At 37.5% G+C, this 16,505-nt stretch carries 18 protein-coding genes and 1 pseudogene; 5 read left to right on the top strand and 14 right to left on the bottom strand.

Annotated elements, in window-relative coordinates:
• Window positions 1-91: 91 nt before the first annotated feature.
• Entirely contained in the window at window positions 92-397 is a 306-nt protein-coding gene (locus tag HDC33_RS02265; protein WP_179390905.1) for a hypothetical protein, read from the top strand.
• Window positions 398-672: 275 nt separating this feature from the next.
• Here the strand turns inward: HDC33_RS02265 and HDC33_RS02260 are convergent, their stop codons facing one another.
• Together HDC33_RS02260 and HDC33_RS02255 are read right to left on the bottom strand one after the other, a co-directional pair.
• Complete coding sequence (locus HDC33_RS02260) at window positions 673-939, bottom strand: hypothetical protein (protein WP_179390904.1); 267 nt, start codon at window positions 937-939, stop codon at window positions 673-675.
• Between the two features lie 143 nt (window positions 940-1,082).
• Entirely contained in the window at window positions 1,083-1,751 is a 669-nt protein-coding gene (locus HDC33_RS02255; protein ID WP_179390903.1) for a hypothetical protein, read from the bottom strand.
• A 202-nt stretch (window positions 1,752-1,953) separates the two neighbouring features.
• On the opposite strand from HDC33_RS02255, the gene HDC33_RS02250 reads away from it, so the two are divergent.
• Window positions 1,954-2,265 carry a DUF3817 domain-containing protein gene (locus HDC33_RS02250; protein ID WP_179390902.1) on the top strand — a complete coding sequence of 104 codons (312 nt, stop codon included), beginning with the start codon at window positions 1,954-1,956 and terminating at the stop codon, window positions 2,263-2,265.
• Window positions 2,266-3,376: 1,111 nt separating this feature from the next.
• Here the strand turns inward: HDC33_RS02250 and HDC33_RS02245 are convergent.
• The 8 genes and pseudogenes from HDC33_RS02245 to HDC33_RS02215 form a co-directional block, all read right to left on the bottom strand.
• On the bottom strand, window positions 3,377-4,231 hold the full coding sequence (locus HDC33_RS02245) for a DMT family transporter (RefSeq protein ID WP_370457395.1): 855 nt from the start codon (window positions 4,229-4,231) through the stop codon (window positions 3,377-3,379).
• 486 nt (window positions 4,232-4,717) lie between these two features.
• A pseudogene (locus HDC33_RS16375) lies at window positions 4,718-4,831 on the bottom strand (IS30 family transposase); the annotation flags it as partial.
• Window positions 4,832-4,876: 45 nt separating this feature from the next.
• Window positions 4,877-5,566, bottom strand: coding sequence for an amino acid ABC transporter permease (locus HDC33_RS02240; RefSeq protein WP_179390901.1), 690 nt, complete (start codon window positions 5,564-5,566; stop codon window positions 4,877-4,879).
• 32 nt (window positions 5,567-5,598) lie between these two features.
• Window positions 5,599-6,270: an amino acid ABC transporter permease gene (locus HDC33_RS02235; protein ID WP_179390900.1), complete on the bottom strand. Its 672-nt coding sequence runs from the start codon at window positions 6,268-6,270 to the stop codon at window positions 5,599-5,601.
• A gap of 381 nt (window positions 6,271-6,651) precedes the next feature.
• Window positions 6,652-7,485 carry a transporter substrate-binding domain-containing protein gene (locus tag HDC33_RS02230; protein ID WP_179390899.1) on the bottom strand — a complete coding sequence of 278 codons (834 nt, stop codon included), beginning with the start codon at window positions 7,483-7,485 and terminating at the stop codon, window positions 6,652-6,654.
• A gap of 29 nt (window positions 7,486-7,514) precedes the next feature.
• Window positions 7,515-8,258, bottom strand: a complete 744-nt coding sequence (locus HDC33_RS02225) for an amino acid ABC transporter ATP-binding protein (RefSeq protein WP_179392588.1) — start codon at window positions 8,256-8,258, stop codon at window positions 7,515-7,517.
• 43 nt (window positions 8,259-8,301) lie between these two features.
• A complete protein-coding gene (locus tag HDC33_RS02220) occupies window positions 8,302-9,339 on the bottom strand; it encodes an NAD/NADP octopine/nopaline dehydrogenase family protein (protein WP_179390898.1) in 1,038 nt (345 codons plus the stop codon).
• Window positions 9,340-9,365: 26 nt separating this feature from the next.
• On the bottom strand, window positions 9,366-10,076 hold the full coding sequence (locus tag HDC33_RS02215; RefSeq protein ID WP_179390897.1) for a GntR family transcriptional regulator: 711 nt from the start codon (window positions 10,074-10,076) through the stop codon (window positions 9,366-9,368).
• 394 nt (window positions 10,077-10,470) lie between these two features.
• On the opposite strand from HDC33_RS02215, the gene HDC33_RS02210 reads away from it, so the two are divergent.
• The gene (locus tag HDC33_RS02210; protein WP_179390896.1) at window positions 10,471-10,866 is read left to right on the top strand and encodes a VOC family protein; all 396 of its coding nucleotides are present in this window, start codon (window positions 10,471-10,473) and stop codon (window positions 10,864-10,866) included.
• A 273-nt stretch (window positions 10,867-11,139) separates the two neighbouring features.
• On the opposite strand, the gene HDC33_RS02205 is transcribed toward HDC33_RS02210, so the two are convergent.
• The 4 genes from HDC33_RS02205 to HDC33_RS02190 all read right to left on the bottom strand — a co-directional run bounded on the left by HDC33_RS02205 (window position 11,140) and on the right by HDC33_RS02190 (window position 14,739).
• Window positions 11,140-11,829 carry a DUF2848 family protein gene (locus HDC33_RS02205; protein ID WP_179390895.1) on the bottom strand — a complete coding sequence of 230 codons (690 nt, stop codon included), beginning with the start codon at window positions 11,827-11,829 and terminating at the stop codon, window positions 11,140-11,142.
• Between the two features lie 23 nt (window positions 11,830-11,852).
• On the bottom strand, window positions 11,853-12,638 hold the full coding sequence (locus HDC33_RS02200) for a carbon-nitrogen family hydrolase (protein ID WP_179390894.1): 786 nt from the start codon (window positions 12,636-12,638) through the stop codon (window positions 11,853-11,855).
• Between the two features lie 54 nt (window positions 12,639-12,692).
• Window positions 12,693-13,991 carry an MFS transporter gene (locus HDC33_RS02195; protein WP_179390893.1) on the bottom strand — a complete coding sequence of 433 codons (1,299 nt, stop codon included), beginning with the start codon at window positions 13,989-13,991 and terminating at the stop codon, window positions 12,693-12,695.
• An 88-nt stretch (window positions 13,992-14,079) separates the two neighbouring features.
• Window positions 14,080-14,739: a GntR family transcriptional regulator gene (locus HDC33_RS02190; RefSeq protein ID WP_179390892.1), complete on the bottom strand. Its 660-nt coding sequence runs from the start codon at window positions 14,737-14,739 to the stop codon at window positions 14,080-14,082.
• Window positions 14,740-15,141: 402 nt separating this feature from the next.
• Here HDC33_RS02190 and HDC33_RS02185 point away from each other — a divergent pair, with 402 nt between their 5' ends.
• Together HDC33_RS02185 and HDC33_RS16370 are read left to right on the top strand one after the other, a co-directional pair.
• Entirely contained in the window at window positions 15,142-15,969 is an 828-nt protein-coding gene (locus tag HDC33_RS02185) for a helix-turn-helix domain-containing protein (protein WP_179390891.1), read from the top strand.
• 283 nt (window positions 15,970-16,252) lie between these two features.
• On the top strand, window positions 16,253-16,505 hold a 253-nt coding region (locus HDC33_RS16370), incomplete at its 3' end, for a hypothetical protein (protein WP_218843147.1).

Genomic DNA, 16,505 nt, shown 5'->3' with positions numbered 1-16,505 from the left:
TACCCCCAAGTTAAATCCGTTAGATACACTATTATTTATGTGAGGCTTTATACAATTATGACCTTTTGAGTGTTATCGGTTTGTGGGGTGGTTGGAGACTTTTCGGGGTTCGTTGGAGAGTTTCCGGGATTGGTTGGACACTTCCCGAGGTTCGTTGGACAGTTGCTGGACTTTGTTGGACACTTCGATAGGTTCGTTGGAGACTATCCCGTTTGTTGGACACTTTTCAGGGTTGGTTGGAGACTTCCCGACGTTCGTTGGACAGTTTCTGGACTTCGTTGGACACTTCGATAGGTTCGTTGGAGACTATCCCGTTTGTTGGACACTTTCCGGAATTGGTTGGATACTTCCCGAGGTTGGTTGGACAGTTGCCGGACTTGGTTGGACACTTCAATAGATTCGTTGGACACCACCACGTTTGTTGGACACTTTCCAAGATTGGTTGGAAACTCCCTATAGTAAACGGTACCTGTACACGGTTGAATTATGATAATTCAACCGTGTTCCGAATCCAACTACATAAAATAGACACGAATCCACACCTAAAATTAATCAATTTAACATTCCACCACTTAAAATTAACTATCAAAAAAGGAGTTGTCCTCTAAATCGGTAACTCCCCGACATATAGGACACCCCCTTTATAAATACCCCTCACAAAACACACCAAATTCACCGTTCACTACTTAAACTCCGTCTCCATTTCCGGCCATCTCTTCGATGCATCGGTTGGATGTAGTGATAATACACGAATGGGAGTTTCAAATCCTTAACGTTATCTACATAAGACCCATTTACATAGGTAACGTCACCTTTTCTGGATAGCACCATGTTAAAGTCTTCGTCAACAACCGTAATCGTTCCATTATCTCTCGCCCTCAGCTGATCGATCAATCCTTGTGTATCCTTATTATCTCCTAAAATGACATAAGCTTTCATATATATAACCCCTTTTCTAATTTTGAAATATGAGTAAACTACTACTTCGGCGCAGTAACCTGCTTCTTTCCGTTAGTAGTTACTTTCCAAAGGTTCGAACTGCAACAGAGTTTTTTTATTTTGCACGAAGTTTTCTTTCATCGTTATCGTTGATAGACCCCCTCCCCCAATTCCTCCGCCACAGCATCCACCCATGCCTTACTTTTCGTCTTCCCGTATTGATAAGGATGGTAATAGAAAGGTTCTGTCTCGTGCCGGTGTCCATTTAATGTTCCCTTTTCCGTCAACACGGTCAAAGCTTCAAATGCACGTTGCTTAATAAGCGGAGAAACTCCCCATCCTGCTATGATCTTTGTGTCGGGCGATAATAGGCGATCAATTTCGCCCAATCGATGCGGGGTAAATATGCTGTGCGCATCATACTCATTCACATCCATGTAATGTAGAACATGTCTGAAGCCTTCGATGTTGCCTACACGCAGGTCGGATAAATTGATGATGTAGGTCATATTCCACTTCATCCTGTCCATGAGCCGCATCACTTGGCGTTGTGTTTCATCCGACTTGGCTTGTACAAAAGGAAGATCCGCAATGCTTTCAGGATTGGTCGTAAGAACTTCGGTGTCATCTGAAGGTGCGCAACTTCCCGGATTAACAAGAACAAAAAGAGCATCCGCTACTGTCGTAGCAACTCCCCTTCTACTAATCTTTGCGACACTTCGACAAATGTGTAGTCTTCCGCTCACAATCAATTCATAAAATGCACCTTCAGTTTGAAACAGCCCCTTTAGATCTTCGGAACGCAAATACACCACTTCACTTCCCTCTCTGGCAATCAATCGAAATCACCGAATTATTATAGGTTTTCTGAATCTTATAATCATTATATCATAATACCTATAAATTAAAAGTAGGAATTTAGGTAATTTAGAGTGGTCAATCCGATTTCTATACATCGTCATTTTCTTCTTATACAATGGAGGATGGTAAAATGAAGATAGTAGGAGCGATAGCATGTTTAAAAATGCATTAGGACGTTTTCGTTTCATCGGTATCCTGGAAGGTAGCTCACTGCTAGCCTTGTTGTTCATTGCGATGCCTCTCAAATATTGGTTTGATATGCCAAATGCCGTAACGATTGTCGGTACGATTCACGGCTATATATTCCTCGCGTATATGGGTGCCATTGTGTATGCGATGATTGCGGTAAAATGGCCTTTCAGATTTACAATCGGCGCTGTTCTTTCCGCCTTCATCCCATTCGGTAATTTCATTTTGGACAGCCGTCTCAAAACGTTAGAAAACTCGAGCGGGAAAGCTTTTTGACTATAAGTGCTTGATTCTACTACAGCATTGAATCGCTTGAAAGGTATCTGTGAATGGATGATTTAGGGCAATTCAAAGTTACGAATAAAATCTATAAAGAAAGGCAACCAAATGGAGTTACGGTTGCCTTTCTCTTTCACTTTATACAAGCACTTTTATGTTGCACTACACAAGAAGTAAACAAATAATTTCCAATACATACATCTTTTTTAGTTTTCTAATTGACGGAATTATATATATATGTTACTATAATAATTGTATATTTGTGCAATATATGCATTCTGGTTTTTTCAAAGAGGACCAGAAAAAGGCGATCATTCCTAGTGGATGGTCGCCTTTCCCTATTTACTCCGATTTTAACGGGTTTCTTTGTAAGATACGATGGCGTTTAGAAATCATTCTAAATACGTAGGTAAGAATTTCATTTTTAAAGTTAATCCTCTTCATCAACTCAAAACATCTTAGATAAACTAGATAATAAAGGTAGGATGAAATAGATAGTTAGTATGCTAAATAAGACGACTCTTTCCTTACGGGCAATAAATGATAGTCCAGTGAGTAGTATAGCTATATCTCTTACAACATCTAACATAGTAGAAGGAGCAAATAAGTTTAGTAAAAAACATATAATAAAAGTGGAGAACGAAAATGTTTTTAACAGGTAAAAAAATCGTTGGTTACCGGTTTCAGTGATTTTCCAACCCCCTACATAACGTTTGCCATCTTTTGTCGGTTTGCTAGTTAAATTCAACTTGTCGAACTGTATATATACTGGTTGCATATAGGGTGCTGCTCCATTAAGCGATTGGTAACCCCAATAAAATGGTTTTGAGTTAATTTCGAAAGGTGATAAAGGTTTATGAGGGGCATCTTCAATTTCCTATACAGTTACATCATTGTAAGGTGGACTTAGCATAATTCCGAAATCTTTAGAGAAATGGAAAGGACCAATTGTATAAAAACGCAAAAAAGATTAGATATTTAAATAAATACATAATCCACTGCTTATAAATATGTAATTGTCTTGTGTTATCAGAGAAGTGTCACGCACACGTACCTGAAATTAAAGAGTAAAGTGCTGTCTTTTCAAGATTTAATATGTACGATTATATTAGAAAGTTAACTTTCTTCCTTTAAAGAACATATACAACATTGCACTTAATATAATGACGTAACCAATCAAACTGTATAAATCTGGACCCTCGCTAAAAAATGCGAAGCTCATGATGACCGTAAAGAAAACTGTCGAATAGGTAAATATAGATATGTCACGGGCTGGGGCATATTTGAAAGCTAACGTAATACCAAATTGCCCCACCGTTGCAAATAGACCTGCAAGCAATAAAAATATAAGCTGTATACCTGACATTGGCTTATAAATTATAATTAAAAAAGGGAACAATGTGACCGTAGAAAAAAACGAAAAGTAAAAGACCACCGTATAAAACTTTTCCCGATTTCCTAGCACTCTCAGCAGTGTATATGCGGCTGCCGCAAAGACTGCTGATAAAACACCAATGAAATACGGTACAGCATCAATGGAAAAAGAGGGCTTCACAATAAATAACATACCAATAAATGCCGTTATAATTGTTGCCATTTGAAAGGGTAGGATTTTCTCCTTTAAAAATATTGCTGAAAATATAATAACTAAGAAGGGGCTCATTTTACTTATCATATCCGCATCTGACAAGACAAGGTTATCAATTGCATAAAAGAGGAAAATAACTCCTAATGTTCCAAAAATCGATCGACCTAGTAAAACCAATTGGTTTTCCCGTTTACCAAATAAACTTTCTTTATAATAAATGACTAAAATAAATGCAATAATTGCTGATACGAAATTCCTAAAAAACGTTTTTTGAATAGCGGGCAGATCACCCGAAAGTTTTACAAAAAGCGTCATACCTGCAAACCCGATAGATGAAATCAGCATTAATAAAATACCCTTAACAATGTTGTTCACATAGTACACCCCTTAAAAAACAAAGACTAGTACGCTCGTTTTTTACAGTCGTGATGAGTCATTCCCCATTCTCTACCTCTAACTTACTTTGCATCCTCTAATACACGAGAATAAATGTTACTTATTTTACCAATTATATAAAATGTTTATATTCATAAATTGCAATAAAAAGTGCAATGCTTTTTGTGAAAATAGTACATATTGCGCAAAAGCTACATCGAGGTCAAATCGCCTGGGATTTTCTTAGGGATGTATTCATCTATTCTGCAACACTATCAGGGTGTCTCTTTTAATCAATCTACATTATGGCGCCCGTTGTTGAAACCGCATTCCTATGGTGCATACGGATGGGTTTTTGAGCAGTTACACATCATTATACAATCCTCGGTAATAAAGAAGCGTCAGCAAAATGTTGACCCTTTCCCCATTGGAAGACAGGGGATTATTCACCAAAGTCAAATTTTATAATATTTTTAGTTCTAAATATTAGCTAGACAAATCCGGTTCGTTTACATACCTTGATAATACTTCTAATGGTGTTCGATTATTTAAAGACTTTCTTGGTATTTGATTTCTCTTGACTGGCACCGAAGTAATAAATGGTGATACGTTATATTTGCCTTTATACACGTTATACTTTTTCGATTACTTTATCCTTACATCATTCTCATATCTATCTGCAAACTTCGTTATGAGTATACCTATCCCCCAATATATTAGTGCCACCATTAAAAACGCCTCAATAAAGCGGAAATTTTGGGCTGCCATAATTTTTGCCTGTGCAAATATATCGATTACGGTTATTAAAAAACCGAGTGAAGTGGCTTTAATTGCTACTGTAAAAGAGTTTGCAAAATCGGGTACCGCGTGAACAAAAGCCTGTGGGGCAATAATTCTCTTAAAGGTTTGAAAGAAACTGTATCCTAAAGAATGGGCCGCCTCGATTTGTCCGTAATCTACTGCTAAAAATGATCCCCTTATAATTTCTGATTGAAAGGTGGATAATGTAAGACTAACTGTGACAACTAAAATGATAACGGGCGACAAATTATTCATATTGTAATCAATACCTAGTAGCGATACGATGAGTTGCCCCATTGCTGGCAATGCATAGTACATTAAGTATAAAAAAACAACCATGGGAGTGCCCCTTAAAAACAGTTTAAATAATCCTATTAGTTGAACCAATACTGGAATCTTATATTGTTGTATTAAGGCTATAACGACTCCTAAAAGAGTTGATAAAACAAGTATGGTTATCGCTAATAACAAGGTTGTGGGAAGAACACCCAGTATTCCTAAAAACATATCGTATGAAGCCTTTAAGTCAAACATTTTTTACCCCCCTGCTTGATTTTTTTATACCACTATCTAATTGCTGTTCTCCTCTCAAGTTTTCTGACCAAGCTATCGGCTGTAAAACACATCGCAGAAAACATCGAGGCGATAATAAAGTAAATAAATATTTGATTCGTACCGTCAGATCTTGATATAAATAATTCGGCAGTTCCCATAATATCAACTATACCTATCGCAAAGATAAGTGAAGTATCATGGATTAAATAAACCAAGCCATTTCCGTATCCAGGAAGGGCGACAGGTATCACCTGTGGAAGTATAATTCTAAAAAACTTTTTAGTTGGTGTATAGCCTAAACTATCCGCCGCATCATGTTGACTTTTATCGATAGATAGATATGCCGGACGGAATACCTCAGAAATGTATCCTGAATGATAAAATCCCATGGAAATAATTGCTGCATGCATTGGACTTACATCAACCGAACTTAAGCCTATTAAAGGTAAAATCTTTGGGATACCAAAGTAGGCAATAAATAGTAATATCAATCCAGGAACGCTTCGGGCAAATGAAACATATAAATCTGCCATTTGACTAATGACTGGAATCTTTTTTATTCTAAGAATTGTTAATAAAACAGCAAATAATAATCCAAGTGCGGCAGACATAATTATTATTATAATATTAATGGGAAGTGCTTTCAGAAATTCCAATAGTAATGCTTGCATATTCATTTCCATAGTAATTCCTCCCTTCAATGATGAACGTCTTTATTTAAATTTGAGTATGTAGCTACTATAAACAAATTTCATGATAAAATTTAGGAGTTTTACTGATTTTCTGTAACCGTACTTCTTAAAAAACGCTCCATAAAAGCAAATGAAAATTATGTACGTATATGCATTTCTTTGCAAATGGAACTAAGTGATTATTTTCAATGTAGCCCTAGTCATTCAAGGTACACCTGTTATAGTCTTTATTGACATCCATATTCTCTCCATCTCATTTGACCCTCTAAATTAAAGGCATCACAAGAAAGAATATGGATGTGTTTTTATGGGTTGGGAGGTATACAATACTTAACTAAATAACTTCAGATACAATCTACATCTTAAATTGTATTAATCATATTGAAATACATCTTCATCGTAAAATTCAACAGATAGCTCGGAAAGTTTCCCGGACTCCGCTAATTCCTTTAATCCTTTATCGATTGCATCTCTCAATTTCTCATTTTCCGTTGATTTGTGTATCATAAAGAAGGTTGGAATAATTTTTATTGGGTCAGTTGCACGAACAGCTAACTTTTTGTCTTCTATGATTTTTATTTGTCCATAACTTGATGGATAAAACAATGCATCATATTTACCGTTCGCTATTTCTTTAAGCCTATCTGCCATAGGTATACCAACGTCTGCCAGATCATATTTCAGTTTATATTCCGGATTCTCATCTTCCCAACCTTTAACTGTTGCAAAAGTTGCTCCTGCTGGTGAAAGGGGTGAAATATTCTTTCCCACCAAATCTTCAATTCCCTCTATACCACTATCTTCTGCAACATAAATTTTTATAAGGGCCCGTCCATTGGATTCAGAAGGAACTAAATATTGTTTTGCGCGTTCTTCAGTAAAACCCATGCCGCCCGCGAGCATATCGTATTTTCCAGTTGCTAGCCCAGTTTCACCTGCTGAATCTTCAACAGCAACCAGTTCAAATTCATATTCATCTATTACTTTATCAAGCTCTTTTATTACTTCAGGTTCATAACCAGTGACTTCGCCAGCCTCATCTACCCAACTTAATGGTTTTGATGTATGTCCAGTTGCTACTTTGATTGTTCTAACGTCTGAATTTCCTTCAGCATCTACTTTTGTTTCATTATCACTTGAATTACATGCAGCTAGTAGACTTAAAACTAATATTAAAATAGTAAATAAAATCGACTTTTTCCTCATTAGAATCAACCACCTTTTATTTTTTTTTACTATCCTTGATTTGCATAAATCTTTTTCAAAAATTGTCTCGTTCTCTCATTCTCTGAGTTCTCAAAAATCTGTTCTGGAGGACCTACTTCAACAATGTATCCATTTTCCATAAATACAACCTTGTCTGAAATCCTCTTTGCAAAATCCATCTCATGCGTAACTAAGAGTGTCGTCATGCCTGACTTCGCTACATCTTCAATTACTCGCAACACCTCCTCTACTAATTCCGGATCAAGCGCCGAGGTTGGTTCATCAAATAAAATCAACTCTGGTTCAAGCGCCAGACCACGCGCAATGCCAACCCGTTGTAATTGCCCTCCGGATAAACGAGAGGGATATTCATTGATTTTTTCTTTTAAACCTACTTTTTCTAATTGCTTATAACTATTCTCATACGCCTCTTCCTTGGACTTTTTTTGAACTGCTATTTGCGCATCCATCACATTTTGTATGACCGTCTTATGTTTGAATATATTGAACATTTGGAATACCATGGCGGTTTTTCGGCGAAGTTTAAGGATGTCTTGCTTTTTTATATTCTCATAGTTTAGATGTAAATCGCCTAATTGAATTTCGCCTTCATGTGGTTTTTCTAAATAATTAATACATTTTAACAAGGTTGTTTTACCTGTTCCACTCGGTCCAATAAAGGATACTACCTCGCCCTTCTCAACCGATAAATCAATTCCTTTTAACACTTCGTTTTTATTGAATGAAATGTGCAAGTTTTTAATGTGTAAAATAACTTTTACCTCCCCAGATGCTTTATAAAATATTACTCATTTTTTACACCACTGACATACTTAGTAGGCTCTCCTTAGTTAACCCTTTAAAACTAATTCCTTCTTTTCTGTAATCGCTATCCATAAGTAATGACGCTGCACTAATTATTGAGTCAGTATACGGTGTTTCAACTCCCAATATTTTTCCTAATTCTGAAATAGGAACAAGACCAAAGGGTATATCTTCTGTCATGTACCTATAATCTAATGTAGTAGGAGCCAGTCCTGTCGGGAATAAACCTGGTAGAGCTTCATATAGGGTTGGATAACCTGTATCATAAAATTCATTCAGTACAGTCAAAATGCTTTGAGTATTTACTTTAAGTCGACTTGCGATTTGCAGTCTTTCAATATCCATCTTCTCAACGTAGTTAACTGAAAAGGGAGATGCACCATCTGTATAAAACTGAAATGCTTCGGATGCGTCAATCCTTGCAGCGTTAAAAAGAGTAATCGGAGGATGAATAACAACATTCGAGTTATTCAAAGATGTTTCAAAAACGCTGTTTCCCAGGATTAATTGTGGAAACCTATTCATAAAAGATAGTGCAATCGGATTCTCTTCACATAATGTACTAATGAGTACATTGTGTTTAATTTTATTGATAAATACTGAACCAGCATTATCCGCTATACTAACAAAAGGCATGGCGCTCGTTTCTGCCACTGTAATATTTTTATTTTTTATTAAGTGTTCACCTAGTATTCGCTTGCATTCTAGCGCCCCCCAATATCCCGGAAAAAATACAATTGTTTGATTGTCTTTTAAAATTGGTTTGATTTGCTTTACAATTGTTTCATGTCCCATTGCTGTCGTTGAAATAATGATAAACTTAGCATCTGAAATAACCTCATCCATTGACGTAGACGCTTCCAAAATTACTTTCCCCGAATATATTCCTTTAACTTCTAATCCTTGTTTTGAAATTCTTTGAGCCTTATTTGGGTCACGTGTATACAGCTTCACGCTTTCCTCTTTTAATCTAAGATATCCCGCTATAGCCTGCCCCGTATTACCCCCGCCAATTACTGCATATGTCATAATTGTTTCCTCCTCTTATATTGTTCCTAGGTCAAGTTTTGATTTTTACTAATTACCTGTCCAGGTTGTGAACCTTTGTACTTTTCGACTGTTTTTATGGCTTGATTCATAGAGCCTAAGATGTGCTCTTTAACTTCTGCTACTGCATTTACCTTATCTTTTTTGATGATGTAATTAAGAATCATCTCATGTTCATCTACTGACTTTTTAGTTTCGATAATACATTGATGTGCTAAACGCCTGTATCGGTTGATAAGACTGTTTAGTTGTGATAAAAACTTAACTGCAACTTTATTGCGACTTACTGTATAAATATATTCATGAAATTGGCTGCCAAAGTCATCAATTCTCTCATAGTCTTCTAAACTTGTAGTCATTTTGAGTATTTCAACAAGATTTGTTAAGTGATCAATTTCCTTTTGGGTAATATGATCAATGGCATTTTCAATGACAATCCCCTCTAAATTACTTCGTATGATAAATATTTCTTTTACTTCCTCTATTGATATTGGCGCAACATTCATTCTGCCATTAATACCTCGGCTTACTAATCCCTCCAGTTCAAGTATTTGTAAAGCCTCTCTCAATGGTGTCCTGCTAATCTGTAACTCTTTTGCCAACTCATCTTCCACAATAGGTTGACCGGGTTCAAGAATACATTTTATAATCTTTTCCCTTAATTCTTTATAAGCGATATCTTTAGTCGATACCCTGCTAGTTCTAACTTCTTCAACCAAATTTACCATCACCTTTAAAATAATTGTATACAAGTATAAAAGTATCTTAACACATAGAGTATTTAAATTAAAGAGAATATTTAATTTAATTGGATTTCTTTTTTTCGTCGTTATTATACCGCTTGTTAACATCAAACACTTGAAAACGAATGTTGTTTTTAGTTTAGATGGATGTGATTACGATCGACTGGATTATAGAGATTAGATAATCCGTTACCTATCTAATCTCCTGTTCTTAATTATGAAGTTGTATGGAACTGTCTGAATACAACCTTGCACAGGTACCTGGAATTCAAGATCATATACATCACCAATCATAAGATGGTATAGTTAATTCCTAAAGTTCAATAAGTCATAATATTCAAACCCTAAAATGAAGAAACAGGAGGAAGTCATGGGAAGATTAATTCATTTCGAAATTCACGTGGATGACATGGAACGGGCTAAGAAATTCTACGGAGAGGTATTCGGATGGTCATTCCAAGATTGGAGTGATTTTGCTGGAATGCCTTACTTCGGAGCCACTACGGGCGATGAGAATGAACTTGGCATCAATGGTGCTTTGATGCCGCGGCAAAGTACTCCACCTGAAGCAGGCCAACCTTTAAATGGATTTGCTTGTACAATGGGTGTGGAAAATTACGATGTATCGGAAGAGAAAATCATGGCGAATGGCGGCACGGTAGCCATGCCTAAATATGCCCTGCCTGGCATGGCGTGGCAAGGGTATTACATTGACACAGAAGGCAATACTTTTGGAATCCATCAACCCGATGAGAATGCAAAATAAAATTTATCGACGTAAACTGAGTTATAGTACGTAAAACAGGGCTGTCAAGGAAAGTCGGTTTTCACCGCTCTTCTGGACAGCCCTTTCTAATTGTTTGTGTACCCGTGCATTAATAATCAATAAACAATTCATACAATTGCTTAAAAACTCAACTAAAATTAAATAGTAAAGTAAATATCTAGTCCATAACTTATATATGTAATTGTAGTTGCCAGAATAGGTACCTGAAATTCAAAAAAGAAGAGCCCCAAACTTCTAGGACTCTTCACCGCCTTATCCGATCTCTTCTAGCAAATACTCCAACCGATATTGATGAGTTATAACTCTACCTAGGACAGGATCCTTCATTTCGATTACATATTCATCTCCATATGCTAACGAACTTCCAACTGTTCCAATTGTTCCTGAATAAAAGATGTTTCCATTTTGGTCAATGTTCATTTGTTTAAAGTTCTCAATTAAAGATTTGGGAGACATGAGATCACCACAAGTACCTTTTTGATATAGCTCTTCTTTACCGTTTGATTTTATCCAACATGTTAATTCGATTTGGTTCCAATGATCTGCTATATCTTCAAATTTCCACACTTCCTGCGCTAAAATATTTGGACACGCTTGCTTAGACATTGGAACACTGAACGTTTCAAGTTTACGATCAGTATGATCGCTACCCACTGTGACATACATTTCATTATTAGACCAGATTAATACATACTCAATTTCTCCGCTTGTTTCATGATGCTGGACTTGGAATGAGTCTGCATACGTAGCCAACTCATTTGATACTGGATACAACGTAGGAATGGTGGTAGGTGTAGCGACGCCCAACTTTGACAATTCGTCTATATGCTCTTGGACTTTCTCCTGATCCACTCCAGCATATCCTGCATTAAATATATTTTCTACATAAAACTCTACTTTTTCCTCGCTACCTTGAATGCTCAATATTAATTTATTTTCCATCTATCGTCACGTCCTTTTCTTCTTTAGTATAATTCCGGCACTCTGCTTGAAAATACCGGTACATCTTTTCGTACTTTTGCGGTAAGCTCCAAAGCTAAATCATTTACTATCGTTTCCTCGCTCTGTTCTTGCCCTACGGAAAGTTCACTTCCCCAAGGATCTATAATCATGGACATCCCAGCATATTCAACATTGTTATACGTACCGACACAATTACATGACACAACAAACATTTGATTTTCAATTGCTCTCGCTTTTTGCAAGGTGTGCCAGTGTTCTTTTCTAACTGTTGGCCACTCCGCTACAACGTGAAGCACTTCCGCTCCTTTAAGCGCCAGTTCCCTGGAAAGTTCCGGAAAACGTAGATCGTAACATATAATTAGCCCCATCTTAATGCCGTCTAATTCAAAGATACTTACTTTTTTCTTTCCTCCTTCTAAGTAAAGATGTTCATCCAACATAGGAACCAAATGAATTTTATCGTATTCATAGACTAATTCCCCTAGTCGATTCACGACAAAAGAAGAATTATAAATACAACCGTTCTTTTTATTCGCGACTGAGCCCCCAATAATATTCACATTGAAACGTTTCGCAAGCTCAGTTAAGAAAGGAATTGTATCCTGCCCATTTTCTTCTGCCACTTCTTCCAAAATAGATAAGGAATAACCTGTAGTCCACATCTCAGGGAGAACGAGAATATCCGGGAATGTGGATTCCATCGTCTTTTCTGCCCAATGTAATACTTTTTTTCTGTTTTCAGACGGCTTTCCAGCTATAATACTCATTTGAAAAATTGCATACTTCAATTTTATATCCTCCTTTTAATCAGTGGCATGTGGTATGCCACGAAAATCAAATAATTACGTTAACGAATGGTCTGGACGTATACCAAACCAAAGCAAAATAGCGATAAATACAGGTACGATACTCACTAGTAAAGTGGCCTCCCAGCCGATGTTTTGTGCAAGCCAGCCGCACAGTACGGGAGATGCAAATGCACCTATATTCCCCCAAAGATTCATCCAACCTGACACGGAACCAGAAAATTCATTCCCCAAGTCCATTACTGCCGACCATGAAGCGATTACTGGAAATCCTAAGGCACCTAAAGAGATCGTCAACCATAATACATTCATCCACGGAACAGTAGCATAAGCTGCTAAATACATTGATCCGGCAAAGACAATTAACCCTGCAATCGCAAGCGAACCCCTTGCAATCATTTTTGACTTCCCTTTCTTCACTAACAAATCCGAAATTGCTCCACCCGACATAACCGTGATAAATATACCTAACCAAGGTAAACTAGCTGCGAATCCCATTTCGCCTAGTGAAAAATTTCTAGCTTCCATCAAATAAGTTGGCAGCCAAACTAGGAAGAAAGTGATAATATACAAAACAATAAAATATTGAAGACCTAGCGCCCAAAAACGACCATTTTTCAAGAATTTTTTCCAAGGGGCCAGAGTCTTTTTATCCCCCGTAACTGTTCTATTCTCCATGATCTGTTTCAATTCTTGCTTATTCACAAAAGGATGATCCTCCGGTCTATCCCGCCCAACTATATACCAGATTAATGCGACCAATATGCCCAATGCTCCAAAGATATAAAAAACCGCTTGCCATCCCCATACTTGAAAAATCGCCACAGTTATCACGGGTGCAATCACTGGACCAAAATAAGATCCCGCTAATAGCGCACTTGCAGCCCGACCCTTTTCTTGTTGCGCAAACCAATGCGTATTAAAGACTACGTTCCCAGGGTACATCGGACCTTCCCCAACCCCAAACATAAAGCGTACAAGAGCTAATAATCCATGAGATTTAACCATCGCCGTTAATCCTGTAAATACTGACCACCAAATTAAGGCAATCATAACAATCTTCCTTGCCCCAATACGCTCCGCAATTATTCCAGCAGGGATTTGAGAGAGTGCATAGCCTAAGGAGAATAATGATGCTAGCATACCGAATTGAACCTTACTCATATTCAAATCTTCCATCATTGGCTTTGCAATAATTGCGATGTTTGATCGATCCATATAGGCAATCAATCCAATAAGGAAAAACATAAAAGCTAACCACCATCGTACACGTGATGGTTTTTCAATTTCTTTACTCTCCACTTCTTCGACTAAATTTGCTGCTATTTTGGACATAAATTCCCCTCCCTCTTTTATGTAGGCGCTTACATACCATTTACTTCTCACTCCTATTTCATAGGATAATAAAGATAGGTATCATTACTTAGTCCATTTTACTGACGCTAGATAGAATAGCCACGAGAGTGTGCTCGATATGCTCCAATACGGCCTCTTTTGCTTTTTCGACATCTTTATTTTTTAAACACTCAATTATCCAAGCGTGCTCCTTTAAAGTTTGTTCTTTTCGATTCGGCAAATTCAAAGCACTAACACCAAACCACCTTATTTGATCACTTATAGTGCTTATTAAATTTACCAAACGAAGATTTCCACTCAGTTCCGCCAAATAGATATGGAAGTCCTTATCCACTGATATAAATTGTCCACTGTCTTTTACAAGCTCAAGCTGCTTTACATATATTTCATTCAGCTGTTCGATATCCCGCTCTGTAATCTTCGGGATAAGCAGTTCGATAACTAGAACTTCAAGCGCTTTTCTAATTTGAATTACTTCTTCGACATCACCTGCCGTTATTTGACTTACAAAAGTTCCTTTTCTTGGTATGGACTTAACCCAACCTTCCATCTCTAATAATAGAATCGCTTCCCTCACAGGTGTTCTACTAATTTTCAAGTTTTCGCTCAAATCTCTTTCAAACAACGCACTACCAGGAAGAATTTCATGCAAAACAATTGCATTTTTAATTCCCGCATATGCTTGTTGCTTAAGAGAAAGAGACTGCTGGACTTCAAATAAGCTCATTCTCTATCTATCTCCCTTCACTGGCATATGGTATACCAGACAATATCTAATTTTCAGTCTACATATCCCCATTTAATATGTCAATACATTTTGAATTAAATAAAAACATACTCATTAGAAAAAATCCACAAAGTACTTATGCTAATAGATTACGATTAGATTCTATGCCCATGGCAATGTATTTTAACCGTATAAAATGACGGTATTTAAGCGTTTAGAAGACTTTGTTGTGAAGGTGGTACATGTGCAAAGCAGCTGTTAAGCTCTGCATTAGACAAAAATAGAAGGCAACCAAATTTAAATCCGCTTGCCAGCATCTGATAAACTAAAAAAATATTTTTCACAAAAATGTCTCCTTTCCCCCTCTTTTCTTCTATATAAAGAATAAAGGGGACATTCCTTATGACAACTTACCTATCCGAATACGCACACTTCACAAACAAACACGATTTAGACGCAGTAACAAGGCAACACGTACTCACGCACTGGAACGACTTGAATCAAACTGAGCAGGCTGTTCTTGATATGATCCGCCGTTACTCCGTTAAATACGGTGCTGCCCATTTGAAACACGAAACCATCGAAAAGGCCATCAAGAAATCCAACGCAACCGTACGACGCGCAATCCGCAAATTAGAAAAGCTCGAAATTATAGAAAGAATTCACTACATTCGTCCTGTCATGAGCGGTCTAGGCGCTAACATTTATGTCATCAAACCTACAAATGACCAGTCGAAATTGAACACCCCGAAGGATGATGAAAAGCTCACTGCCAGTAAGGTGGAACCCGCTAAACCGCAAACCGAAGCTTTTCTTTCTAAAGCGATAAATACTAAAGACCTTAAGAGAACGTCTCCTCCGGAAATTGTGCCTACTACACTTTTCGGTAAAATGAAATCTCTACTTTCTTCAACGATCGGAGAAAGTAAATTAGCACGTAACTTTTACGGCATCTACAGGCACCAGTCCCTGCAAATGCTGAAGTTTAGTATTCATGAAGACAAAGGAGAGCTTTTCGAGCAATTAGCCATGCAAGCCCTTCGTATTGCGATTCAAACAACCAAACTGAAAAAAGTTCGGAATCTGCCCGGCTATTATTCAGGCGTCTTGCGCGAACTCATCAACAAGGCTTTATTCAGCGAGGCATTTATGGATTATGACGTAGCCGTTGAGGGATTTTTCTATCCAAAAAGTTATCATGTCGGTGCCTGCGCTACAGAAACCAACTAAAAGTTCATACAAAGCTGCAAGGGCAGTCGGTGCAACTTGCGCCTTCGATGATGGCAGAATCACCCCAAGAGGAAGTGCAGATTGCCCCCTCTACAGAGGGCAAAATGCCCCTAGCAATAACCTAAAAGATTAAAAGAATTAAAACATATATTGTCGAGAACAATCTCGACGGTGTGTCTGTCATTGAGTATTTGAATGACAAAGATTGGAGGCTATTCGAGGTCCGTTGGATAGTTGCTGCATTTTGTTGGATGCTTTGATAGTTTCGTTGGAGATTCCCCCGTTGGTTAGACGCTTTCCAGGATTGGTTGCAGACTATCCGAAGTTGGTTGGACAGTTGCTGCATTTTGTTGGACGCTTCCATGGTTTCGTTGGAGACTCTCCCGTTTGTTGGACACTTTTCAGGATTGGTTGCAGACTATCCAAAGTTGGTTGGACACTTGCTGCATTTTGTTGGACGCTTCCATGGTTTCGTTGGAGACTCTCCCGTTTGTTGGACACTTTTCAGGATTGGTTGCAGACTATCCGAAGTTGGT

It is taken from the genome of Sporosarcina sp. JAI121 (assembly GCF_013408665.1).
In the GTDB taxonomy this organism is placed as follows: Bacteria; Bacillota; Bacilli; order Bacillales_A; family Planococcaceae; genus Sporosarcina.
The sequence above is the reverse complement of the archived record's forward strand: the minus strand, read 5'-3'. Positions and strand labels throughout refer to the sequence as shown.